The organism is Deltaproteobacteria bacterium, from assembly GCA_016875395.1.
GTDB lineage: Bacteria > Myxococcota_A > UBA9160 > UBA9160 > UBA6930 > VGRF01.
This window is the reverse complement of sequence record VGRF01000012.1, coordinates 99,515-120,906: the sequence shown is the minus strand read 5'-3', so window position 1 is coordinate 120,906 and position 21,392 is coordinate 99,515. Positions and strand designations below refer to the sequence as shown.

Here is a 21,392-nt window from a genome sequence, read left to right as displayed (position 1 = left end):
CGCCGAACGCGCTCGCGCTGGCGCAGGGTGCGGACGCCGCGGATGCACCCCGCGTCGCGCGCGCGCACGCGAGCCCGTCGGTGCGGCAGCTCGCGCGCGAGCTCGGCGTCGACCTGACGCTCGTGCCGGGCACCGGCCGCAAGGGCCGCGTGCAGAAGGAGGACGTGCAGGCGTTCGTGAAGGCCTCGCTGTCGGGCCGCGGCGCAGGCGGCGTGCCGATCGCGGGCATCTCGGTCGCGGCGCCGCTCGAGATCGACTTCACGAAGTGGGGCCCGACCGAGCTGCAGCCGCTGAACCGCGTGCGCAAGCTCAGCGCCGCGAACCTGCACCGCAGCTGGGTGACGGTCCCTCACGTCACGCAGCACGACAACGCGGACATCACCGAGCTCGATGCGTTCCGCAAGTCGCTGAAGGGCGAGGCCGAAAAGCGCGGCGTCAAGATCACGTTTCTGCCGTTCGTCGTGAAAGCGGTGACGGCGGCGCTGAAGGAGTTCCCGCACTTCAACGCCTCGCTCGATCGCACGGGCGAGGCGCTCGTGCTGAAGCGCTACTTCCACGTCGGCGTCGCGGTCGACACCGAGAACGGCCTCGTCGTGCCGGTGATCAAGAACGCGGACCAGAAGGGCCTGTTCGATCTCGCGCGCGAGCTCGAGGATCTCTCGACGCGCGCGCGTACGCGCAAGCTCACGCCCGGCGACCTGCAAGGCGGCACGTTCAGCATCTCGAGCCTCGGCGGCATCGGGGGCAGCTTCTTCACGCCGATCGTGAACCATCCCGAGGTGGCGATCCTGGGCGTGTCGAAGATGGAGTGGAAGCCGGTTTATCAGGGGAACGCGTTCGTGCCGCGCTTGCTGCTGCCGCTCTCGCTCTCCTACGACCACCGCGTGATCGACGGCGCCGATGCGGTGCGCTTCACCACGCGCCTCGCGCAGCTGCTCGCCGATCTGCGCCTGCTGTTGGTTTGAGCGATGGCCCAGCTCGTGGTTCGCGTGCCCGACATCGGCGACTTCCGCGACGTCGACGTGGTGGAGGTGCTCGTACGCGCCGGCGACCGCGTCGAGCGCGAGCAGGCGCTCGTCGTGATCGAGAGCGACAAGGCGAGCATGGAGGTGCCGTCGCCTTCGGCCGGCGTCGTGCTCTCGGTCGCGGTGCAGGTCAACGGCAAGGTGAGCGAGGGCGACGCGATCCTCACGCTCGATGTCGCGGAGGAAGGCGTCGCGGCCGCCGCTCCCGCGAGAGCCGCGAGCGCGCCGGCACCGCAAACTGCGCCGGCGCCGACCGACGGCTCGCGCGTGCAGCTGCTCGTGCTCGGCGGCGGCCCCGGCGGATACACCGCCGCGTTTCGCGCCGCGGACCTCGGCCTCTCCGTCACGCTCGTCGAGCGCGACGCGACGCTCGGCGGCGTGTGCACCAACGTGGGCTGCATCCCGTCGAAGGCCTTGCTGCACGTGGCCGAGGTGATCGAGCAGGCGCGCGCGATGCGCGAGCACGGCGTCGACTTCGGCGAGCCGCACCTCGATCGCGACCGCATTCGCGCGTACAAGGATGGGATCGTCGCGAAGCTCTGCGGCGGCCTCGCAGCGCTCGCGAAGGCGCGCAAGGTGACCGTCGTGCGCGGCAGCGGGCGCTTCGTCTCGCCGAACGAGCTCGCGGTCGACAGCCCGAGCGGGGCGCAGACGATCGCGTTCGAGCACGCGATCGTCGCAACGGGGTCGCGCCCGGTGATGCTGCCCGGGCTGCCGAGCGACCCGCGCATTCTCGACTCGACCGGCGCGCTCGAGTTATCAGGGAGCCCGCGCAGCTTGCTCGTAGTCGGCGGCGGCATCATCGGGCTCGAGATGGCGTGCGTGTATCTCGCCCTCGGCGTGCGCGTCACGATCGTCGAGCTGATGGACCGGCTGCTCGTCGGCGTCGATCGCGACCTCGCGCGCGTGCTCGAGAAGCGGCTGAAGGAGCGCTGCGAAGCGATTCACATCGGCACCGGCGTCGCGAAGATCGAGGCGCGCAGCGACTGCCTCTTCGTCACGTACGACGGGCCGAAGGCGCCGCCCGCGCGCAGCTTCGATCGCGTGCTGGTGGCGGTCGGTCGCCGCGCCAACGTGGAGGAGATCGGCCTCGAGTCGTTGGGGGTGCAGCTTGCGCCGCGCGGCTTCGTCGCGGTGGACGCGCAGTGCCGCACGAACGTGGGCCACGTGTTCGCGATCGGTGACGTCACGGGCCCGCCGCAGCTCGCGCACCGCGCCACGCATCAGGGCAAGGTCGCGGCCGAGACGATCGCGGGACACAAGGCTGCGTTCGAGCCCGCCGCGATTCCTTCGATCGCATACACGGATCCCGAGGTCGCGTGGGTCGGCCTCACCGAGGAGCAAGCGACGGCGCAGGGCGTTGCGGTGAAGAAGGGCGTATTCCCGTGGTCGGCGTCCGGGCGCGCGCTCGGAATGGGCCGCGGCGAGGGCACGACCAAGCTGCTGTTCTCCGCCGACGACGGCCGCTTGTTAGGTGCGGGCATGGCCGGCGCTCACGCCGGCGAGCTGATCGGCGAAGCCGCGCTCGCGATCGAGATGGGCGCCGACGCGCACGACCTCGGCCTGACGATTCACGCGCATCCCACGCTGTCGGAGACGGTCGCGTTCGCGGCAGAGGTCGCTGCGGGAACCGCCACCGACGTGCTGCCTCCACGCAGGAAGTGAGCCGAGAGAGGGGGCACGCCTCCCTCGGCTCTCGCGTCGCGCGCGACTCTCGGAGTCTCCTCCCTCCTAGAACTCGAACGCGACGTTCGTCGTGACGCGGTCGCTCGTGATGCTCTTGTGGTCGGTGATGGGGCGCTCCCAGGCCGCGGAGACCGTGAGCCGATCCGTGACGCGCAGGTGCGCGCCGATCGCGACCGTGACGTAGTCGAGCCCGTCGACGCCGAAGGCGCCTAGGTTCGCGACGTCCGCACCCTCGAAACGTTGGCCGTAGAGCACTTCCACGAGACCGATCGGGATCGCGTCCGTACCGAGCGCTCCCTCCCCGAACGCGGAGAGCTCGATCTCCTGTGTGCCGTCACCGGAATCGACCCAGTGCATTCCCGAGAACTGCAGGAACGGTGTGATGCGATCGGCGATCGGGTAGCCGAAGTAGAGGTGGTAGTAGATCGAGCTCGACTGCCGGTGGTCGATCGCCCAGATGCCGCCGAGGTCGCCCTGCACGGCGAGGTCGCCGAGCTTCATGGCGCCGGTGATCGACGGCATCAGCATGCCGTCGCCCTCGCCCTGGAAGACGTCGTCGTTGCCGCTCGGCGCTTCGTACTTCAGCGCGAGCGACACGATGCGGCCGGCGTCGCGATCCTGGTAGAGCGCGTACTTCACGCCGAAGCCGAGGTTCATGAACCCGCCCGTCTCTTCGAGCAGCGGGTTGTCGGGCCGCGACCACATGTAGCCGTCTTTGGTCGCGATGATCGCGAAGCGATCCGTCACCGCGATGCGCAGCTGCGCGGCGAGCACGTGCGCCTCGCCGCCCTCGAGCGGAGAGCTCTTCGGGAATTGATGCCAGACGTAGTACGGGTACACGCCCGTCGTGATGAACGGATCCTCGAACAAGTAGGGCTGCACGATCGGCATCTCGAAGCCGTCGAAGCGGCCCGAGCGATCGCAGGTCAGGTCGGGGAAAAGCTCGTCGCACTCCGCGAGTGCCGGAGCGGCGAGCAGCGCTGCCAACGCAACGCAGGCGAGCTCACGAGTGAGTCGAATCACGGTGATCTCCTTCATGGCGGGGGCGACCGCACTCCCCCGCAATCGCCGTGCCGCCCTAATGACTCGCGAAGTGCGCGGGACGCGGCACTGACCGGGAGTCGCGCCCCGCCGCGCGGCGTTGGGTGAGGCGAGATGCGAATTCGCGCGATCCGACCACGAACGGCACGCGTGAGTCTCCTTGGGGCACCCGTGCGCTTCTCCCGTGGAGCTGCGACCCAGCGAGGACGCGAGGCGGACCCGAGGCGCGCGTCGTACTGGCACCGATCGTGCGAGTTCGCGCGCCGGGTCCTCGAGAGTCGAGCGCAGCGGCTGCGTTAGCTTGCGCGCCTTTCGCCGAGCGGAGCACGAGATGAGCGGAGAGTTGTTGGGGCAGCGCGCGATCGTGGTGGGCGGAAGCCTCGCGGGCATGCTCGCGGCGCACGCGCTCGCAAAGCATTTCGCGCGCGTGCTCGTGCTCGATCGCGACGAGCTGCCGAGCGCGCCGGCGCCGCGCCGCGCGACGCCGCAGGCGCAGCACGTGCACATCCTGCTGAAGGGCGGCGAGGACGCGATCGAGCGCATGCTGCCCGGGTTCTGCGCCGAGCTCGATGCGCACGGCTCGCACACGCTGAGCGGGGGCAGCGACGGCCTCGCGATCTTCGACTTTGGCACTGCGCCGCGCTTCCAGAGCAAGCTGCGCCTGCACAGCCAGAGCCGCTGGCTGCTCGAGCACATCGTGCGCTCGCTGGTGCTGGCGCGCACGCCGAACCTCGAGGTGCGCGCGAGCACGACCGTGCGCGGGCTCGCCCGCGAAGCGGCTTCGAACCGTGTCACCGGAGTGATTACGGAGAGCGGCGAAGCTCCGCTCGCGGCGGACCTCGTGATCGACGCGACCGGACGCCGCGAGGAGGCGCTGCGCTGGCTCGACGAGCTCGGGCTGCCGGCGCCTCCCGTCGAGACGGTCAAGGTCGACTTCGGCTACGCGAGCATGGTGCTCGAGCTCGACGCGACGCAGCCGCGCGATTGGAAGACGCTCGCGTGCGGCAACCTTCCGCGCGTCGGCGCGCGCGGCGCCGTGGTGCTGCCGATCGAGAACGGCCAGGCGATGTGCTCGCTCGGCGGCCGCGCGGGCGACTACCCGCCCACGGAGCGCGAGGCCGTGCTCGAATTCGCCGCGAGTCTCCCCGGCGACGTGCTCGCCGAGACGCTGCGGCGCGCGCAGTTCCTCTCGCCCGTCGCGCGCATGATCTATCCCGCGAACCGCTTCCGGCACTACGAGCGCTACGATGCGCTGCCCGAGGGCCTGCTGCCCGTCGGCGACGCGCTGTGCAGCTTCAACCCCACCTACGGCCACGGCATGTCGTCCGCGGCGATGCAGGCCGAGGCGCTGCACGAGACCCTGATGACTCGCGCTCCCGGCGAGGGCCTGCGCGGCGTCGCGCAGCGCTACCTCGCGCGCGCCGCCGAGGTGGCGCAGCTCCCCTGGCGGCAAGCGAACTACAACGACTTCCTCTACCCGACGACCGAGGGCGACCGCGCGATGTTCTCGGCGGAGGAAATGCAGTACCGCACCGCGGTGCAGCTCGCGGCGATGCGCGACGAAGTGGTGCGCGACAAGCTCACGCTCGTGAACCAGCTGCTCGCGCCGTTCGAGGTGCTGCTCGAGCCGGAGATCAAGCAGCGCGTCACGGGCTGAGGCGCTGCGCGATCACATCCCCGTGATGCCGGCATCCACCGCAAGCACCTGCGCGGTGATGTAGACGCTCTCGTCGCTCGTCAGGAACAACGCCGCGTAGGCGATCTCCCAGCCCGTGGCCTGGCGCCCGAACGGAATCGCGGAGCGCGCGCGGCTCGGACGGCCTGCGGTGGCGACGCGGCCGAGCGGCGTATCGACGAGGCCCGGCGCGACGATGTTCGCGCGTATGCCGCGCGCCGCGCCCTCGCGCGCGACGTGGCGCATCAGCCCCTCGAGCGCGGCCTTCGACGCGTCGTAGGCGGGCAGCTGCGAGCCGGAGGTGAGACCCGCGATCGACGAGGTCATCACGATCGGCGAGCCGTTCGCGAGCGCGGGCAGCGCGGCTTTGCAGCACAGCATCGCGCCGCGCACGTTCACCGCGAAAGTCTGATCCCACGCCTCGGTCTTGGTGTTCGCGAGGCCGAGCGCACCCACGCCGATCCCGACGTTGAGCACGAGCCCGTCGAGGCCGCCGAGCCCGCGCGTGGCTTGCTCCAGCATGCGTCCGACATCGTTTTCGCTCGTGATGTCCGCCTCGATCGCGAAAGCGCGGCCACCCGCGCGCGCGATCTGCGCCGCGGTCTCCTCCGCGCTCGCGCGGTTCTTGTCCGCCACCGCGACGTGTGCGCCTTCACGCCCGAAGAGAAGGCACATCGCGCGCCCGTTGCCGACCGGATCGGTCGCCGCGTCGAATACGCGCTGCCCGCCGCCCACGACGAGGATCTTGCGCCCCGCGAGCCGGCCGCGACCGGGCGCTTCCCCTAATGACTCCGCGCTCGGCGCCCGCACGAATCGCTCGCTCATCGCGCTCCTCCTCAAGCCAAAGGCAAAGGCGCCTGCGGCACGCTCGCCCAGAATGCCGGGTCGTGACCCACCATCACGCGCGCGCCCGCGGCCTCCATCGCCGCGAAACGCTTGAGCGCCGCGAGCGCGGCTTCGCGATCGAACACGACGCCGGGCAGCGCGAGCTTCTCGAGCGACTCGCGCAGGTAACAAGCGTCGCCGCACAGCACGAACTCGCCGCCGCGCTGCGTGCGCACGCGTAGCGACTGGTGGCCCGGCGTGTGGCCGTGCGTGGGGAAGCACACCACCGAGCCGTCCCCGAACACGTCGTGCTCACCGTCGAGCAGCTTCACGCGCTGGCCCGTCTCGAACTCGCTTCGGCGGTACCCGGGATCATCGTCAGGCAGCGCGCGCGCGTGCTCCCACTCGCGGCGCTGGACGAGTACCTGCGCGTGCTCGAGCTGCGCGTTGCCGCCGCAGTGGTCGTAGTGCAGGTGCGAGTTCACGACGTGCGTGATCGCACGCGGCTCACACTCGGCGGCGAGCAAGCGCGCGCTCACCTCCTCGCCCGCGCTGAAGTGAAACGCGGTGCCGCGCATCCCGCGCTCGCCCATGTGCGCCGCGGCATCGGTTTGCAGCGCGAGATGAAGCCCGCTGTCGAACAGCACACGCCCGCGCGGGTGAGTGATCAGGTACGCGGGCACCGGCACGCGCAGCTTGCCCTTCGCGCCTTCGATCAGGAAGCCGTGCGGGATGGTGAGCTGGCCGCAGGTGAAAGCGAAGAGGCGAACGCTCACTCTCGGCTCCTCGTTCAGAAGCAGAGATCCTCGCACGCAACGCCATCGCCATCGCGATCGAGCCGCGTGCGCCCGCACTGCTCGAGATAGAAGCGCGCCTCGGCGCAGCTCGTCATCTCTTTGCAGTAGCGCTTGATTCCGCACGACGGGCCGTCCCCTGGCTTGGAAGGCTCGGCCCCGAGCAAGGCCAGGGCTTCCCGCGAGCTGAGACTGCGGGCTCCGCGGCGCCACTCCCAGGGTGGAACGAAAGTGTGCGCGGGCTGCGCCCACAGCCCGCGCCGCGCCTCACGCGCATCGGCCTCGAGCGCGAGCAGGCGCGGATCGCGTGAGTACTTGCGGTACGCCCAGGCATGGCCGCCCCGCACGAGCTCGCAGGCCACGCAGGCTTCACCCACGAACACCCGCGACACCTCGCGCCCATACCGGTCGAGCTCCACGAACTCGACGCGCAGCCTCTTTCCCTCGACGAGGCCTGCGAGCGCCTGCGTCGCGCGCTTGCCCCACGCTTGGCCCCGTTCGGGCGCATCGATCTCGGCGAGGCGCAGATCGCGCTGGCGCTCGCCGTCGCTCACGATCAGCGAGTCGCCGTCTCGGATGTGCACCGAGTGCGCCTGATAACTCGACGGCTCGCTCGGGCGCTTTGCATCTGCGAGCCCGGCAGCTGCGATCCACGCAACCCCGAGCGCCGCCGCCACCCGAGCCGCGCGCCTACTCCTCGCCACTCGCGCGCTTTCCGCGCGCGCGCGCGCTGCGCGCTGGCGCTCGGCGCTCACCGAGGCGTTGCGTGTGGGCGAGCAGCTCCATCGCCCACTTCGTGCCGACGGCGCCGTCCTCGTGCTTGAAGAACGCGAACGCCTGCACCGGCGCCGCCGCACGCAGCTTCGTCGCCCAGCTCGCGAGCGCGGCGCGGTCGTAGTCGGTACGGCGCAGGCGCAGATAAACCCAAGGCGCGGTGGCGATGACTTCGGTGGCCCCGTCCCCGTCGTCCTCCGTGACGACCCACGCCATGCCGCGCTCGCGCAGGCGCGTGAAGACGGCGTCGTCCTTCCACGAGGCGTGGCGCGCTTCGAGCGCGGCGAGCGTGCCCACCGGCAGCAGATCGAGGAAGCGGTCGAGCCTCTCGAGGTCGAGCTTCAGGTAGGGCGGCAGCTGGAACAGGATCGGGCCGAGCTTCTCGCCGAGCGCGCGCGCGGTCTCGACCAGGTACTTCGTCTCGTCGCCCACGTCTGCGAGCCGCTTCAGGTGGGTGATCTTGCGCGACGCCTTCACCGCGAAGCGGAACGCGTCGGGCACCTGCTTCGCCCAGGCTGCCAGCAGGCTCGCCCGCGGCATGCGGTAGAAGGTCTGGTTGATCTCGACCGCGGGCAGCCGCACGCCGTAATAAGCGAGCCGGTCAGCGGCCGGCATGTCCTCGGGATAGAACGCGCCGTGCCACTCCTGGTAGCTGAAGCCGCTGGTGCCGGCGTAGAGGCGCATTGCAGAGCCCTCGCGAGAGCGGCGCACTCTACACCCGAGTGTGTCGCCCTCGTGTCAGGTTTTTTCGGCAGAGCGCCCGAGGTGTTGAATCAGGCCGGCCAGCAGCGCCTCCGGGTCGATGCCCGCACCGAGCACGCCCGCAAGGGGATCGCCGTGCTTGGCGAGCCGAGGCTCCGCGCTCGCGATGTTCCACCTCGCGGGATCGAGGCGCGCATTCACCGGCGCCCAGCTGAGCGGCATCGAGACGGGCGCCTTCGGGCGCGGGCGCACGGAGAGCGGCGCAGCGATGAGCTTCCCGCGCCCGTTCTGGAGAAAGTCCACGTACACCTTGTCGCCGCGCGCCGCGACCGGGCGCGTGACGGTCGCGATGTCCGGCCGCTCCGCGACGACCACGCGCGCGACCGCCTCCGCCACGTTCTTGGCCTCGTCGTGCGTGAGCCGCTGCGCGAGCGGCAGCAGCACGTGCATGCCCGCTTGTCCCGAGGTCTTCACGAAGTGCGCGACGCCGATCTCACGGAAGAGCGCGTGGAGCAGCCGCGCGATCTCGATCACGTGAGCGAACGGCGCTTCCTTCGGATCGAGGTCGAGGATCAGCCAGTCGGGGCGCTCGATGTTCGTGAGCCGCGCGCTCCACACATGCAGCGGAATGGCGCCGGAGTTGATCACGTAGAGCAGCGTTCTCAGGTCGTTGCAGACGAAGTAGTCCGTGCCGTCGATCGTCTCGCGCCGCGCCCAGTCGGGCGTGAACTCGGGCGCGTTCTTCTGATAGAAGCTCTTGCCCTCGATGCCGTCGGGATAGCGCGTGAGGACCACCGGCCGGTCCCTCAGATAGGGCGCAAGCCAGGGCCAGACGCGCTCGTAGTACGCGAGCAGGTCGCCCTTCGTGTAGCCCTCGACTGGCCAGAACACCTTGTCGAGGCGCGTCGGCTTGAACTCCGCCTCGCGCAGTTGTTGGGGCGCCGCCACGGCTGCGGGCTCGCTCGCCGCGAGCGCGGGAGCGCTGCACGCGGCGGGCGCGATGTCGTCGCGCAGCGCGAGGAACACGGGATGCCGCAGCATGCCCGCGCTCGTGGCTTCGCTGAAGCGAACCTCCGCGACCAGCTCGGGCGCGACGAACCACGTGCCGCGCGGCAGCAGCTCAGGCAAGCCCACGCACGCGGGCTTCGCGCGGCGCCTCTTCTCCAGCTCGGGCAACAACACCTCGAGCTGGCGCGCCGTGAGTCCCGAACCCGCGTTGCCCACGTAGGCGAGCTTTCCATCGCGCCAGCCCGCGAGCATCAGCGAGCCGAGCTGCTTGCGTGAGCCCTGCCCCGGCGAGACGCCCACGACCACGAAGCAGTCCGCGCGCGGCACCTTCAGCTTGATCCAGCGCTTCGAGCGTTCGCCGGCTTCGTACGTGGAGCTCGCCTGCTTCGCGATCACGCCCTCCATCCCGTGCGCGCGCACCGCGTCGAAGAGCGCGACGCCATCGCCCGCAACGTGATCGGCGAGCCGCAGCGGTCCGCGCGGAGGAATCAGCGCGGCGAGAATCTGCTTGCGCTTTTCGAGCGGGAGCTTGCGCAGGTCGAAGCCGTCCGTCGCGAGGCAGTCGAACGCGTAGTACACGACGGGCACTTCGCGCCGTAACAACTCGGCGTCCGCAGCGGTCGCCTGCGTGAAGCGGCGCTGGATTCGCTCGAAGCTCGCGCGGCCGCGCTCGTCGAGGGCGACGATCTCGCCGTCGAGCACCACTTCGCGCACCGGCAGATGCGCCAGCGCCGCCGTGAGCTCGGGGTAGAGGTGCGTGCGCTCGCCGCCGGTGCGCGCGAAGAGTCGCGCGCGAGAGACGCCCGCCTCGGCGATCGCTCGCACGCCGTCGTACTTCAGCTCGAACAGCCAGCCCTCGCGCGAGAACGCACGCTCGCCCGTGCTCGCGAGCATCGGCCGTAGTCTCGCGGCGTCGACGCTCGCGCGCTTCGCACCCGCAGCCTCCGCGAGCGCGCTCACCTCGGCATCGCGCGTGATGCCGGCCGCAAGCTCGCGCACCGCGAGGCCCGAGAACACCGACTCGGGCGCGCGCTCCACGATGTCCGGCGCCTCGAAGCCGCGCTCCTTCGTGAACAACAGCCACTCGCGGCCGGGCTTCGCCTTGCCCCCCGTGCGCACGAGCGCGAAGCGCCCGCGCAGCTTGTGCCCCTCGAGCGCGAGGTCGAGCTTGCCCTTCGCGAGACCATCGGCGGGCGCGACGCCATCGACGCTCCGATACGTGCCGGAGTCCCACACGATCATCGCGCCCGCGCCGTAGTTGCAGGCCGGAATCACGCCCTCGAAGTCGGCGTACTCGAGGGGGTGATCCTCGGTCTGCACCGCGAGGCGCTTTTGCTGCGGATCGAGGCTCGGGCCCCGCGGCACCGCGAAGCTCACGAGCACCCCCTCGATCTCGAGCCGCAGGTCCCAGTGCAGGCTTCTCGCCGCGTGCTGCTGCACCACGAAGCGGCGCGGCGCGCCGGGCGCGAGCGCTCGCGGCGACGCCTCCGCGCCGAACGGCTCGGGCGTGCGACTCGGATCGCGTTTCGCCCTGTAGTGCTTGAGGTCTCTCAGGCTCGCACTCGCGCGGTGTCGAATCTTCGACACCGAAAAGTGTCACGGCATCAAGGAAGTCGTCTCGAACGTCGATTCTTCGCATGGTAGGGTGCGGACCTTCCGCGCCAAACGAATCCTCCCCCGTTTGTCAGGCAGGTCCTCCTCGATGCCCGCTCGCGCGAACTCCTCGGCCACGATCTCGTTCGGCCTCGTCTCGATTCCGGTGAAGGTCTACACCGCGAACCGCAGCAAGAGCGTCTCGTTCAACATGCTGCACGCGAAGGACAAGTCGCGGCTCAAGCAGCAGTACGTGTGCGCGACGTGTGGCGAGCCGGTCGAGAGCGCCGACCGCGTCAAGGGCTACGAGTACGCGAAGGACCAGTACGTCGTGATGAGCGACGAGGAGCTGAAGGCGCTCGAGCGCAAGAGCGACCGCACGATCGAGATCGAAGAGTTCATTCCGATGGAGCGCGTCGACGCGCTCTACTACGAGAAGGCGCAGCTGCTCGGCCCGGACAAGGGCGGCGCCAAGGCCTATCGCCTGCTCAACGAGGCGATGCTCACGATGGGAAAGGTCGCGATCGGCCGACACCACGTGCGCGGCCGCGAGCAGCTCGTGCTCGTCCGGCCGCTCGGCCGCGGGCTCGTGCTGCAGGGCCTCTACTACGCCGACGAAGTCGCGAAATTCGACGAGATCGAGTTCGGCGACGAGGTGGAGCTGAAGAAGGGCGAGCTCGATCTCGCGCAGCAGCTGATCGAACAGCTCGCGAGCGAGCGCTTCCAGCCTGAGAAGTACGAGGACGAGTATCGGCGCGAGTTGCTCTCGGCCATCGACCGGAAGGTCGCGGGCGAAGAGGTCGTGTCCGCTCCGCGCGCCGAGCAGCGCGAGCAGATCATCGACCTCGTCGCGGCGTTGAAGAAGAGCCTCGAAGAGAAGCGCGGCGGTGCGGGGCAAGCGAAGGTGACGCCCGATGCCGCCGCCGAGCGCGTGCGCAAGCCGGCGCGCGCAAAGGGCAAGAGCGCGGACGCGAAGCGCGCGCGGGGCTGAGTGCGCTTGAGCGCGCCTCATCGCGCGCGACACTGCCCGCATGCCTCCCGCGTCGCTCACAACCGCCGAGGTCGCGCGCGTGCTCGGCGTGTCCGAGGCGCGCGTGCGCGCGTTCGTGCGCGCGGGCTGGTGCGCACCCGGGCGCCGCGGGCGCGCGCTCGCGTTCCGCTTCCAGGATCTCGTGGTGCTGCGCGCTGCGAAGAGCCTGCACGACGCGCGGGTTCCCGCCGCGCGCGTGAAGCGTGCGCTCCGCGCGCTCGCCCGCGAGCTCGGCGAGTCGAGCGAGTTATCAGGCCTGCGCATCGCGGCGGATGGGAAGCGCGTCGTCGTGCAGCGCGGCGGGGCGCGCTTCGAGCCCGAGAGCGGGCAGCTGCTGCTCGAGTTCAGCGCGAGCGAGCTCGCGAGCGACGCCGCGCGCGTGATCGGGAGCCGCATCGCGACCGAGCGCGCGGACGCACGCGAACCGCTGCGCGCCGGTCGCGCGCGTGCCGCCGCGCGCGAAGAAGCCGCCCGCGAGCCCGCACCCGACGCGCGATCGCTCGCTCGCATTGCCTTCGACGAGGCGCTCGCGCACGAGGAGTCGTGCGACCCCGCCGCCGCGATTCGCTGCTACCGGCGCGCGCTCGCGCGCGACGCGAGCTTCGCCGATGCCGCGGTCAATCTCGCGCGCCTCCTGCACGAAGCCGGGCGCGCGAAGGAGGCCGCCGCTCTCTACGAGCGCGCGCTCGCGCTCGATCCGCGCGATGCCGAGGTTCACTACAACCTCGCGCTCGCGCTCGAAGACACGCGCGGCGCCGCGGCTGCGATGCACCACTACGAGCACGCCATCGCGCTCGACCCGAGCTTCGCCGACGCGCACTGGAATCTCGCGGGCCTGCTCGAAGCCGCGGGGAAGAAGCAGGAGGCGCTGAGGCACTACCGCGCGTACGAGAAGCTGACGCGCTGAGAGCATCACCCGGGCTGGCTGTCACGCCGCTAGCGACTCCGCGCGCGCGATCCGCTGCACGAGAACACGCCACTCGCGGTCGTCCAAGAACGAGTCGAGCAGCGCCACGACGCCGATGCCGGAGCACGCGTCGACGCACTCGCGTGGCGGGGCACGGAAGAGATCCGGCAGCGCGCTCGCGTTCACCGGCTCGTGCGCGAGATAGAGCCGATAACCGCCGACGTGCAGCCAGCGCGCGAGCAGCGCTTCCGCGGCCGGCTCCGGCGGCACGAGCCACGTGTGCGGCCAGAATTCGACCCACGCGCCGGGCAGCTGCGCCTCGCGCGGATCGTCGAGATCGCCCGCGACGAACGTGGGCCAGCCGAGCGCACGCAGCGCGGTCAGTGCGCGCACCTGTCGCGCCGCGAGAGAGCGGCTGCGGGCGGAGAGGAAGAACCAGCCGGGCCGAATCTCATAGATGTGGACCGCAGCGCCCGGCCGGGCGTCGCTGATCGAGGCGAGCAGCGCGTGGAGTTGCTCGAGGGTCACGCCCCGCATTCTGAGCGCATTCGGTCGCGCCGCTAGCCGCCGGAGGTGCGAGCGTCAGACCCGTCCTGGCAATTGGGGCGGCAGCGGTGCGCGGCTAGTTCGGGCGCCCCTCGCTCTGCATTTCGAGCTTCGCGAGCGCCAGCAGCCACGGGTCCCAGCGGCTCACCGCCGCGTCCATCTCCGCGGGTACAGCGGGCACCGGCTCGGGCTCACGCTCGAGCAGCCGCAGCTTCCTCTCTCGCTCGTCGCTCACGTCCATCACCCCCTCGCCGCGTGGCGATCTCAGCAGGCTCGGCCCGCAGTTCGCGCTGTCAACGCTGCGATGACGATGCACGCGCGGCGTCACGAGCGTGTGTGGCTGGGCACGTTTCGCCCGCCGCCCGCTTCTCGTTCGCGTCCGCTGGCAGCAAGCTCCGCAGCGCTCGCACCTCCGGCGGCAAGCGCGCGCTCCGCCGGTAGAATGCGCGCCCATCGAGGGTCCGATGCTGCAACTCCGCGGGGCGCGCGCGGCGACCGACGCGCGCATCGCATCATTGCTCGAAGTGTTCCGTCAGCGCGGCCTCGCCGTGTCCGCTCTGAGCGCGCGCTTCGTGCACTACGTCGACCTGGATGGAGATCTCGGCGCGGACGAGCGGCGCGTGCTCGACGCGCTGCTCGCGTACGGGCCGCGCGAGGACGCGGCGCCCGACGCCGATGGCGCGACGCTGTTCGTGGTTCCCCGCCTCGGAACGATCTCGCCCTGGTCGTCGAAGGCGACCGACATCGCACACAGCTCGGGCCTCGCGCGTGTGCGCCGCATCGAGCGCGGCATCGCCTGGACGCTCGCGGGGGTGAGCGCGGCAGAGGCATCGCGCTGCGCAGACGCGCTGCACGACCGCATGACCGAGAGCGTGCTCACGCGCGCTGAGGACGCGGCGCAGCTGTTCGTGCGCGCAGAGCCGGCGCCGTTCGCGCGCGTCGACGTGCTCGGCGGCGGACGCGCCGCCCTCGAAGCCGCGGACAAGTCGCTCGGCCTCGCGCTGGCCCCCGACGAGATCGACTACCTGCTCGCCGCTTACCGCGACCTCGCCCGCAATCCGAGCGACATCGAGCTGATGATGTTCGCGCAGGCGAACTCCGAGCACTGCCGGCACAAGATCTTCAACGCCGACTGGTGGCTCGACGGCGAGAAGCAAGAGCGCTCGCTGTTCCAGATGATCCGCAACACGCACGAGAAGTCGCCGGACGGCGTGCTCTCCGCGTATCGCGACAACGCAGCCGTGATCACCGGCAGCGAGGCGACGCGCTTCGTCGTGCACCCCGAGACACGCGCCTGGACTCCGCTCGTCGAGCCCGCGCACATCGCGATCAAGGTGGAGACGCACAACCATCCCACCGCGATCTCGCCCTACCCCGGCGCGGCCACGGGCGCGGGCGGCGAGATTCGCGACGAAGGCGCCACGGGCCGCGGCGCGAAGCCGAAGGCTGGTCTCGCGGGCTTCAGCGTGTCGAACCTGCGCATCCCCGGCGCCGTGCAGCCGTGGGAGAAGGACTTCGGCAAGCCCGCGCGCATCGTGTCCGCGCTCGACATCATGCTCGAGGGCCCGCTCGGCGCCGCAGGATTCGCCAACGAGTTCGGGCGGCCCGCGTTGTTAGGGTATTTCCGCACGTTCGAGGAGCGCGTTCCCGGCGCGAATGGCGACGAGCTGCGCGGCTACCACAAGCCGATCATGATCGCGGGCGGCCTCGGCGCGGTGCGGCCGGGCCACGTCGAGAAGGCAGAGATTCCCGCCGGCGCCAAGCTGGTCGTGCTCGGCGGCCCGGCGCTGCGCATCGGCCTCGGTGGCGGCGCGGCGAGCTCGGTCGCTTCTGGCGCCAGCGACGCGGAGCTCGATTTCGCGTCGGTGCAGCGCGACAACGCGGAGATGGAGCGGCGCTGCCAAGAAGTGATCGACGCCTGCGTCGCGCAGGGCCCTCACAATCCAATTCTGTCGATCCACGACGTCGGCGCCGGCGGCCTCTCGAACGCGCTGCCCGAGCTCGTGCACGGGGCCGGCCTCGGCGCGCGCATCGCGCTGCGCGCGATCCCGAACGACGACCCCGGCATGTCGCCGCTCGAGATCTGGTGCAACGAGGCGCAGGAGCGCTACGTGCTCGCGATCGGAGCGGAGCGCATCGCCGAGTTCGAGGCGCTGTGCGCGCGCGAGCGCTGCCTCTACGCCGTCGTGGGCGAGGCCACTGCGGAGCCGCGCCTCGTCGTGCACGACGCGCACTTCGGGAACGACCCGGTCGACGTGCCGCTCGCGCTGATTCTGGGCAAGCCGCCGCGCATGGTGCGCGACGCGAAGCGCGCCGCCGTGCGGCGCCGCGCGCTCGACCTAACAGGTGTGACGCTCGCCGAGGCGATTCGGCGCGTGCTGCACCTGCCCGCCGTCGCGGACAAGTCGTTCCTCATCACGATCGGCGACCGCACGGTCGGCGGTCTCGTCTCGCGCGATCCGTTCGTCGGCCCGTGGCAGGTGCCCGTGGCCGATGCCGCGGTCACGATCGCCGGCTTCGAGACGAACGCGGGCGAAGCGATGGCGATGGGCGAGCGCACACCGCTCGCGCTGATCGACGCCGCCGCCTCTGCGCGCATGGCCGTCGCCGAGTCGCTCACGAATCTGCTCAGCGCGGACGTGCCGTCGCTCTCGCACGCGAAGCTGTCCGCGAACTGGATGGCGGCCGCGGGGCATCCCGGCGAAGACGCAGCGCTCTTCGACGCGGTGCGCGCGGTCGGGATGGAGCTGTGCCCCACGCTCGGCATTGCGGTGCCCGTGGGCAAGGACTCGCTCTCGATGCGCACGGTGTGGCGCGAGGGCGATGAGCCGCGCGCGGTGACGGCGCCGCTCTCGCTGATCGTCACCGCGTTCGCGCCGGTGCGCGACGTGCGCGCGTGCTGGACGCCGCAGCTGCGCACGGATCGCGGGCCGACGAAGTTGTTACTGGTCGACCTCGCGCGCGCCCGGCTGCGCCTCGGCGGCTCGGCGCTCGCGCAGGTCTACGAGCAGGTGGGCGACACCTGCCCCGACCTCGAGGCGCCCGAGGATCTGCGCGCGTTCGCGGCGGCGCTCGCGGAGCTGCGCGAGGCGCGGCTCGTGCTCGCGTACCACGACCGCAGCGACGGCGGTCTGTTCGCGACGCTCGCGGAAATGGCGTTCGCCGGCGGCACCGGCATCGACGTACGGCTCGAATCGAACGACCTGCTCGCCGCTCTGTTCGCGGAAGAGCTCGGTGCGGTGTTGCAAGTGCGCGACGCGGACGCTCCGCGCGCGCTCGAGATCTTCGCGCGTCACGGGCTCGCGCAGCGCGTGTCCGAGGTGGGCGCGCCCGCAAGCGGCGATCGCGTGCGCGTGTTCGCGAACGGTGAGCTCGCCTACGACGAGTCGCGCTTCACGCTGCGCGCGTGGTGGAGCGCGACGACGCACGCGATGGCTCGCCTGCGCGACGACGCCGCGTGCGCGGGCGAAGAGCACGCCGCGCGCCTCGATGCCGCGAATCCGGGGCTGACTGCGCACGTGCCGTTCTCGTTCGACGCGCCGCGCGTGACGCACGGGGCGCGCCCGCGCGTCGCGATCCTGCGCGAGCAGGGCGTGAACGGCCAGGTCGAGATGGCGGCGGCGTTCTGGCGCGCAGGCTTCGAGCCGATCGACGTGCACATGACCGACATCCTCGACGGCGGCCGCTCGCTCGCCGAGTTCCGCGGCCTCGTCGCCTGCGGTGGCTTCTCCTACGGCGACGTGCTCGGCGGCGGCGGCGGCTGGGCGAAGTCGATCTTGTTCCACACGCGCGCGCGCGACGCCTTCGCGGAGTTCTTCGCGCGCCCGGACACGTTCACGCTCGGCGTTTGCAACGGCTGCCAGATGCTCTCGCAGCTGAAGGAGCTGATCCCCGGCGCCGACGCCTGGCCGCGCTTCGTGCAGAACCGCTCGCAGCGCTTCGAGGCGCGCGTCGCTCTGGTCGAGATCGTCGAGAGCCCATCGCACTTGTTACGGGGAATGGCGGGCGCGCGCCTCCCGATCGCGGTCGCCCACGGCGAGGGCCGCGCGGAGTGCGAGCGCGCGCCGGGCGTCGTGGCGATGCGCTTCGTCGACGGCGCGGGCCGCGTCGCGGAGACGTATCCCGCGAACCCGAACGGCTCGGCGGGCGGGCTCACCGGCCTCACCACGCCCGACGGCCGCGCCACGATCCTGATGCCGCACCCCGAGCGGATCTTCCGCAGCGTGCAGCATTCTTGGCGCCCGGACGGCTGGAACGAGGATGGGCCCTGGATGAGGCTCTTCCTAAATGCGAGGGAGTTCGTCTCGTGAAGGAGCTCGGCCTCAGCGTGCTCACCGCGGTCTCGCCCATCGACGGCCGCTACGCCGCGCGCAGCGCGAAGCTGCGCGGCCTGACGAGCGAGTACGGGTTGATCCGCTACCGCGTCGTCGTGGAGGTGGCGTGGCTGCGCGCGCTCGCGGCGCACGAGGGCATCCCCGAGGTGGCGCGGCTCAGCGCGAGCGCGGAGGAGTTCCTACGCGCGCTGGTCGACGGCTTCGGCGAGGCCGACGCGGCGCGCATCAAGGAGATCGAGCGCACCACGAACCACGACGTGAAGGCGGTCGAGTACTTCCTCAAGGAGCGCTTCGCGGCGCTGCCCGAGCTCGCGGCGCTGTCGGAGTTCGTGCACTTCGCGTGCACGAGCGAGGACATCAACAACCTCGCCTACGCCCTGATGCTGCGCGACGTGCGCAGCGAGGTCTCGCTGCCCGACCTCGACGCGGTGATCGCGACGCTCGCGAGCTACGCCGAGCGCTGGGCCGACCTCGCGATGCTCTCGCGCACGCACGGCCAGCCCGCATCGCCGACGACGCTCGGCAAGGAGATCGCGAACGTCGCGGCGCGCCTCGCGCGCGGGCGCGCGCGGCTCGCGAGCGTGGAGATTCTCGGCAAGATCAACGGCGCGGTCGGCAACTACAACGCGCACGTCGCGGCGTACCCCGACGTCGACTGGGAGGCGTTCGCGCGCGCGTTCGTCGAGAGGCTCGGCCTCGCGTGGAACCGCTTCACCACGCAGATCGAGCCGCACGACTGGACCGCGGAGTACGCCGACGCGAGCGCGCGGCTGAACACCATCGGCATCGACTTCGCGCGCGACGTCTGGGGCTACGTCTCGCTCGGCTACTTCCGGCAGCGCACCGTCGCGGGCGAAGTCGGCTCATCGACCATGCCCCACAAGGTGAATCCGATCGACTTCGAGAACGCCGAGGGAAATTTCGGCGTGGCGAACGCGATCTGGCGCCACCTCTCGGAGAAGCTGCCGATCTCGCGCTGGCAGCGCGATCTCACGGACTCGACCGTGCTGCGCAACGTCGGCAGCGCCGCGGCCTACACCTCGATCGCGTGGCAATCCCTCGCGCGCGGGCTGCCGAAGCTCGAGGCGGACCCCGTCGCGATCGCGGCGGACCTGGATGCATCGACCGAAGTGCTCGCCGAGGCCGTGCAGACCGTGATGCGCCGCTACGGCGTGCCCGAGCCGTACGAGAAGCTGAAGGCCCTGACGCGCGGGCGCACGATCTCGGCGGACGCCCTCGCGCGCTTCGTCGACGCGCTCGAGATTCCCGCGGACGCGAAGGCGCGCCTGCGTGCGCTCACGCCCGCGGGCTACATCGGCCGCGCCGCCGCGCTCGCGCGCAAGCGCCCGGAGTAAGCGTTGCCGGGCGGCGCTTCGCAGATCTCCGCGCGCGAGCAGCGCGTGCAGACGATCTGCCTCGCGGTGCTCGCGACGATCGGCGTCGCGTTCGCGCTCTGGTGGCTGCGGCCCGTGCTGATCCCGTTCGTGATGGCGCTCTTCATCGCGCTCGCGCTCGGCATGGGCGTAGACCTGCTCGCCGACCACACGCGCATCCCGCGCCGCGTCGCGCTGCCGCTGGTGCTGTTGTTAGGCGTGCTCGGGCTCGGCGGCTCGGGCGTGCTCGTAGGCGTCTCGGTGAGCGAGCTCGCCGCGAACAGCGACGCGTACGGCACGAAGATCGCCGCGCTCGTCGACGGGGCCGCCGCGCTCGCGCCCGCGCCGCTTCAGGAGCAGCTCGCGGGCGGGATGTCGAAGCTGCGCGAGATCCCCGTCGCCACGGTGGGCAACCTGCTGCAGACGATCACGAACACCGTGGTGAGCCTGCTCTCGAACTCGATGATCGTGCTCGTGTTCGTGTTCTTTCTGATGCTCGGCGCCGACACCTTCAGCCGCCAGGAGCGCGGCACCTGGGGTGCGATCGTGCGGCGCGTGCAGGCCTATCTCGCGGGCAAGATCGCGCTCTCGGGCATCAGCAGCCTGCTCGTCGGCGCCGTGTTCCTCGTGATGGACGTGCCGCTCGCGATGGTGTGGGCGCTGCTCACGTTCTTGCTCACGTTCGTGCCGACCGTCGGCGTCTTCATCGCGCTCGTGCTGCCGATCCCGGTGCTGTGGCTCGACCCCGAAGTGAGCCGCACGGTGTTCGTGCTCGCGCTCGCGATCCCAGGCGGCATCCACTTCGTCGCGAATCTCTTCGAGCCGAAGATTCTCGGCGACTCGCTTGGGCTACATCCCATCACGATCATGATGGCGCTCGTGTTCTGGACGATGCTTTGGGGGCTCGCGGGCGCGCTGCTCGCGGCGCCGATGACGGCGGTGATCGCGATTCTGCTCGAGCGCTTCCCCGGCAGCCGCCCCATCGCGCAGCTGCTCGCCGGCGACTTCGCCGCAATGCGGAAGTCGCTGTGAGCTTCGAGGTTCGCGAGTCGCGCTGGACTCGCTGGGGGCGCCGCGCGCTCTCGGTGCCCGCGGTCTACCTCGGTCTCGCGATCACCACGCTCGGCCTCCCGCTGTGGCTCGCGCTCGCGGCGATCGCCGATGTCGCGAGCGGCGGCCCGCGCCGACGTTGGCCGCTCGTGCGCAGCGTGGTCTTGCTGTGGGGTTACTTCTTCTGGGTGTGCTTCGGCGTCACGTCGTGGGCGGTCGCGGAGCTGATCTCGTTCGGCACTCCGCGCCCGCGCTATCTGCGCCGCCTCTTCCGCCTCCAGCAGATTTGGGCGCGCGGCCTCTTCAACATGGCGCGCCGCACGCTCTCGCTCCGCGTACACGTCGAAGAAGGTTTCGTGCCCGACGAGCAGCCCATTCTGCTGTTCGTGCGGCACGCGAGCCTCGTCGACGTGTTGCTGCCAGCCGTGTTCGTGTCGGGCCCGCACGACGTACTGCTCCGCTACGTGATGAAGCGCGAGGTGCTGTTCGATCCCGCGATCGACATCGTGGGGCAGCGGCTCGAGAACGCCTTCGTGAGCCGCGGCAAGGGCTCGGCCGAGCGCGAGGAGCAGGCGATCCGCTCGCTCGCGAGTGGACTCGGCGCGCGCGAGGGCGTGATCGTGTTCCCGGAAGGCACGCGCTTCTCCGAGGACAAGCAGCGCGAAGCGATCGGGCGCGTGCGCGCGAGCGGCGACGCCGAGCGACTCGCGCGCGTGGAGGGGCTGCGCCACGTGCTGCCGCCGCGCAGCCGGGGCCCGCTCGCCGTGCTCGACACCGCGCAGCGCGCCGACGTGATCTTCCTCGCGCACCGCGGCTTCGACGGCGCGCACGGTGCGCTCGACTTGTTACGGGGCACGCTGATCGGCCGCGCGATCGAGCTGAAGACGTGGCGCGTGCCGCGCGCCGAGGTTCCCGCGGAGCGCGAGGCGTGCCTCGCGTGGCTCGATCGCGAGTGGGCGCGCGTCGACGCCTGGATCGAGAGCCGGGTCGCCGCGGAGACCGCGTAGCCCACTGCGATAGCCTGCACGC

Annotated in this window: 17 protein-coding genes; 9 read left to right on the top strand and 8 right to left on the bottom strand. The window is 71.0% G+C overall.

Annotated features, from left to right (window positions below; genetic code table 11):
• Positions 1–965 (top strand): 2-oxo acid dehydrogenase subunit E2 (locus FJ091_11535; GenBank protein ID MBM4383989.1); only part of this gene is annotated, 965 nt, incomplete at its 5' end.
• A 3-nt stretch (positions 966–968) separates the two neighbouring features.
• A complete protein-coding gene (gene lpdA / locus FJ091_11530) occupies positions 969–2,690 on the top strand; it encodes a dihydrolipoyl dehydrogenase (GenBank protein ID MBM4383988.1) in 1,722 nt (573 codons plus the stop codon).
• 66 nt (positions 2,691–2,756) lie between these two features.
• On the opposite strand, the gene FJ091_11525 is transcribed toward lpdA, so the two are convergent.
• On the bottom strand, positions 2,757–3,734 hold the full coding sequence (locus FJ091_11525; protein MBM4383987.1) for a hypothetical protein: 978 nt from the start codon (positions 3,732–3,734) through the stop codon (positions 2,757–2,759).
• Positions 3,735–4,083: 349 nt separating this feature from the next.
• Here FJ091_11525 and FJ091_11520 point away from each other — a divergent pair, with 349 nt between their 5' ends.
• Positions 4,084–5,409: an FAD-dependent monooxygenase gene (locus FJ091_11520; GenBank protein ID MBM4383986.1), complete on the top strand. Its 1,326-nt coding sequence runs from the start codon at positions 4,084–4,086 to the stop codon at positions 5,407–5,409.
• Positions 5,410–5,421: 12 nt separating this feature from the next.
• Here FJ091_11520 and FJ091_11515 read toward each other — a convergent pair whose 3' ends face one another.
• From FJ091_11515 to ligD, 5 genes are all read right to left on the bottom strand, one after another.
• Positions 5,422–6,252: an SDR family oxidoreductase gene (locus FJ091_11515; protein MBM4383985.1), complete on the bottom strand. Its 831-nt coding sequence runs from the start codon at positions 6,250–6,252 to the stop codon at positions 5,422–5,424.
• Positions 6,253–6,263: 11 nt separating this feature from the next.
• Positions 6,264–7,028 carry an N-acyl homoserine lactonase family protein gene (locus FJ091_11510; GenBank protein MBM4383984.1) on the bottom strand — a complete coding sequence of 255 codons (765 nt, stop codon included), beginning with the start codon at positions 7,026–7,028 and terminating at the stop codon, positions 6,264–6,266.
• 14 nt (positions 7,029–7,042) lie between these two features.
• On the bottom strand, positions 7,043–7,630 hold the full coding sequence (locus FJ091_11505; GenBank protein MBM4383983.1) for a thermonuclease family protein: 588 nt from the start codon (positions 7,628–7,630) through the stop codon (positions 7,043–7,045).
• Positions 7,631–7,736: 106 nt separating this feature from the next.
• The gene (locus FJ091_11500) at positions 7,737–8,504 is read right to left on the bottom strand and encodes a DUF72 domain-containing protein (GenBank protein ID MBM4383982.1); all 768 of its coding nucleotides are present in this window, start codon (positions 8,502–8,504) and stop codon (positions 7,737–7,739) included.
• A 54-nt stretch (positions 8,505–8,558) separates the two neighbouring features.
• A complete protein-coding gene (ligD, locus tag FJ091_11495) occupies positions 8,559–11,117 on the bottom strand; it encodes a DNA ligase D (GenBank protein ID MBM4383981.1) in 2,559 nt (852 codons plus the stop codon).
• Between the two features lie 115 nt (positions 11,118–11,232).
• Here ligD and FJ091_11490 point away from each other — a divergent pair, with 115 nt between their 5' ends.
• Positions 11,233–12,114 carry a Ku protein gene (locus FJ091_11490; GenBank protein ID MBM4383980.1) on the top strand — a complete coding sequence of 294 codons (882 nt, stop codon included), beginning with the start codon at positions 11,233–11,235 and terminating at the stop codon, positions 12,112–12,114.
• A 40-nt stretch (positions 12,115–12,154) separates the two neighbouring features.
• The gene (locus tag FJ091_11485; GenBank protein ID MBM4383979.1) at positions 12,155–13,060 is read left to right on the top strand and encodes a tetratricopeptide repeat protein; all 906 of its coding nucleotides are present in this window, start codon (positions 12,155–12,157) and stop codon (positions 13,058–13,060) included.
• Between the two features lie 21 nt (positions 13,061–13,081).
• Here FJ091_11485 and FJ091_11480 read toward each other — a convergent pair whose 3' ends face one another.
• Positions 13,082–13,588 carry a hypothetical protein gene (locus FJ091_11480; protein ID MBM4383978.1) on the bottom strand — a complete coding sequence of 169 codons (507 nt, stop codon included), beginning with the start codon at positions 13,586–13,588 and terminating at the stop codon, positions 13,082–13,084.
• A gap of 94 nt (positions 13,589–13,682) precedes the next feature.
• A complete protein-coding gene (locus FJ091_11475) occupies positions 13,683–13,841 on the bottom strand; it encodes a hypothetical protein (GenBank protein ID MBM4383977.1) in 159 nt (52 codons plus the stop codon).
• A gap of 229 nt (positions 13,842–14,070) precedes the next feature.
• Here FJ091_11475 and purL point away from each other — a divergent pair, with 229 nt between their 5' ends.
• The 4 genes from purL to FJ091_11455 are packed head-to-tail and all read left to right on the top strand — an operon-like array spanning position 14,071 to position 21,370.
• A complete protein-coding gene (gene purL / locus FJ091_11470; protein ID MBM4383976.1) occupies positions 14,071–17,916 on the top strand; it encodes a phosphoribosylformylglycinamidine synthase in 3,846 nt (1,281 codons plus the stop codon).
• Positions 17,913–19,295 (top strand): adenylosuccinate lyase, encoded by a 1,383-nt coding sequence (gene purB, locus FJ091_11465; protein MBM4383975.1) that lies wholly within the window; start codon positions 17,913–17,915, stop codon positions 19,293–19,295. The genes purL and purB overlap by 4 nt, the downstream gene beginning before the upstream one ends.
• Before the next feature lie 3 nt (positions 19,296–19,298).
• The gene (locus FJ091_11460) at positions 19,299–20,345 is read left to right on the top strand and encodes an AI-2E family transporter (protein ID MBM4383974.1); all 1,047 of its coding nucleotides are present in this window, start codon (positions 19,299–19,301) and stop codon (positions 20,343–20,345) included.
• Complete coding sequence (locus FJ091_11455) at positions 20,342–21,370, top strand: 1-acyl-sn-glycerol-3-phosphate acyltransferase (GenBank protein ID MBM4383973.1); 1,029 nt, start codon at positions 20,342–20,344, stop codon at positions 21,368–21,370. The genes FJ091_11460 and FJ091_11455 overlap by 4 nt, the downstream gene beginning before the upstream one ends.
• The last annotated feature ends 22 nt before the right edge of the window (positions 21,371–21,392 follow it).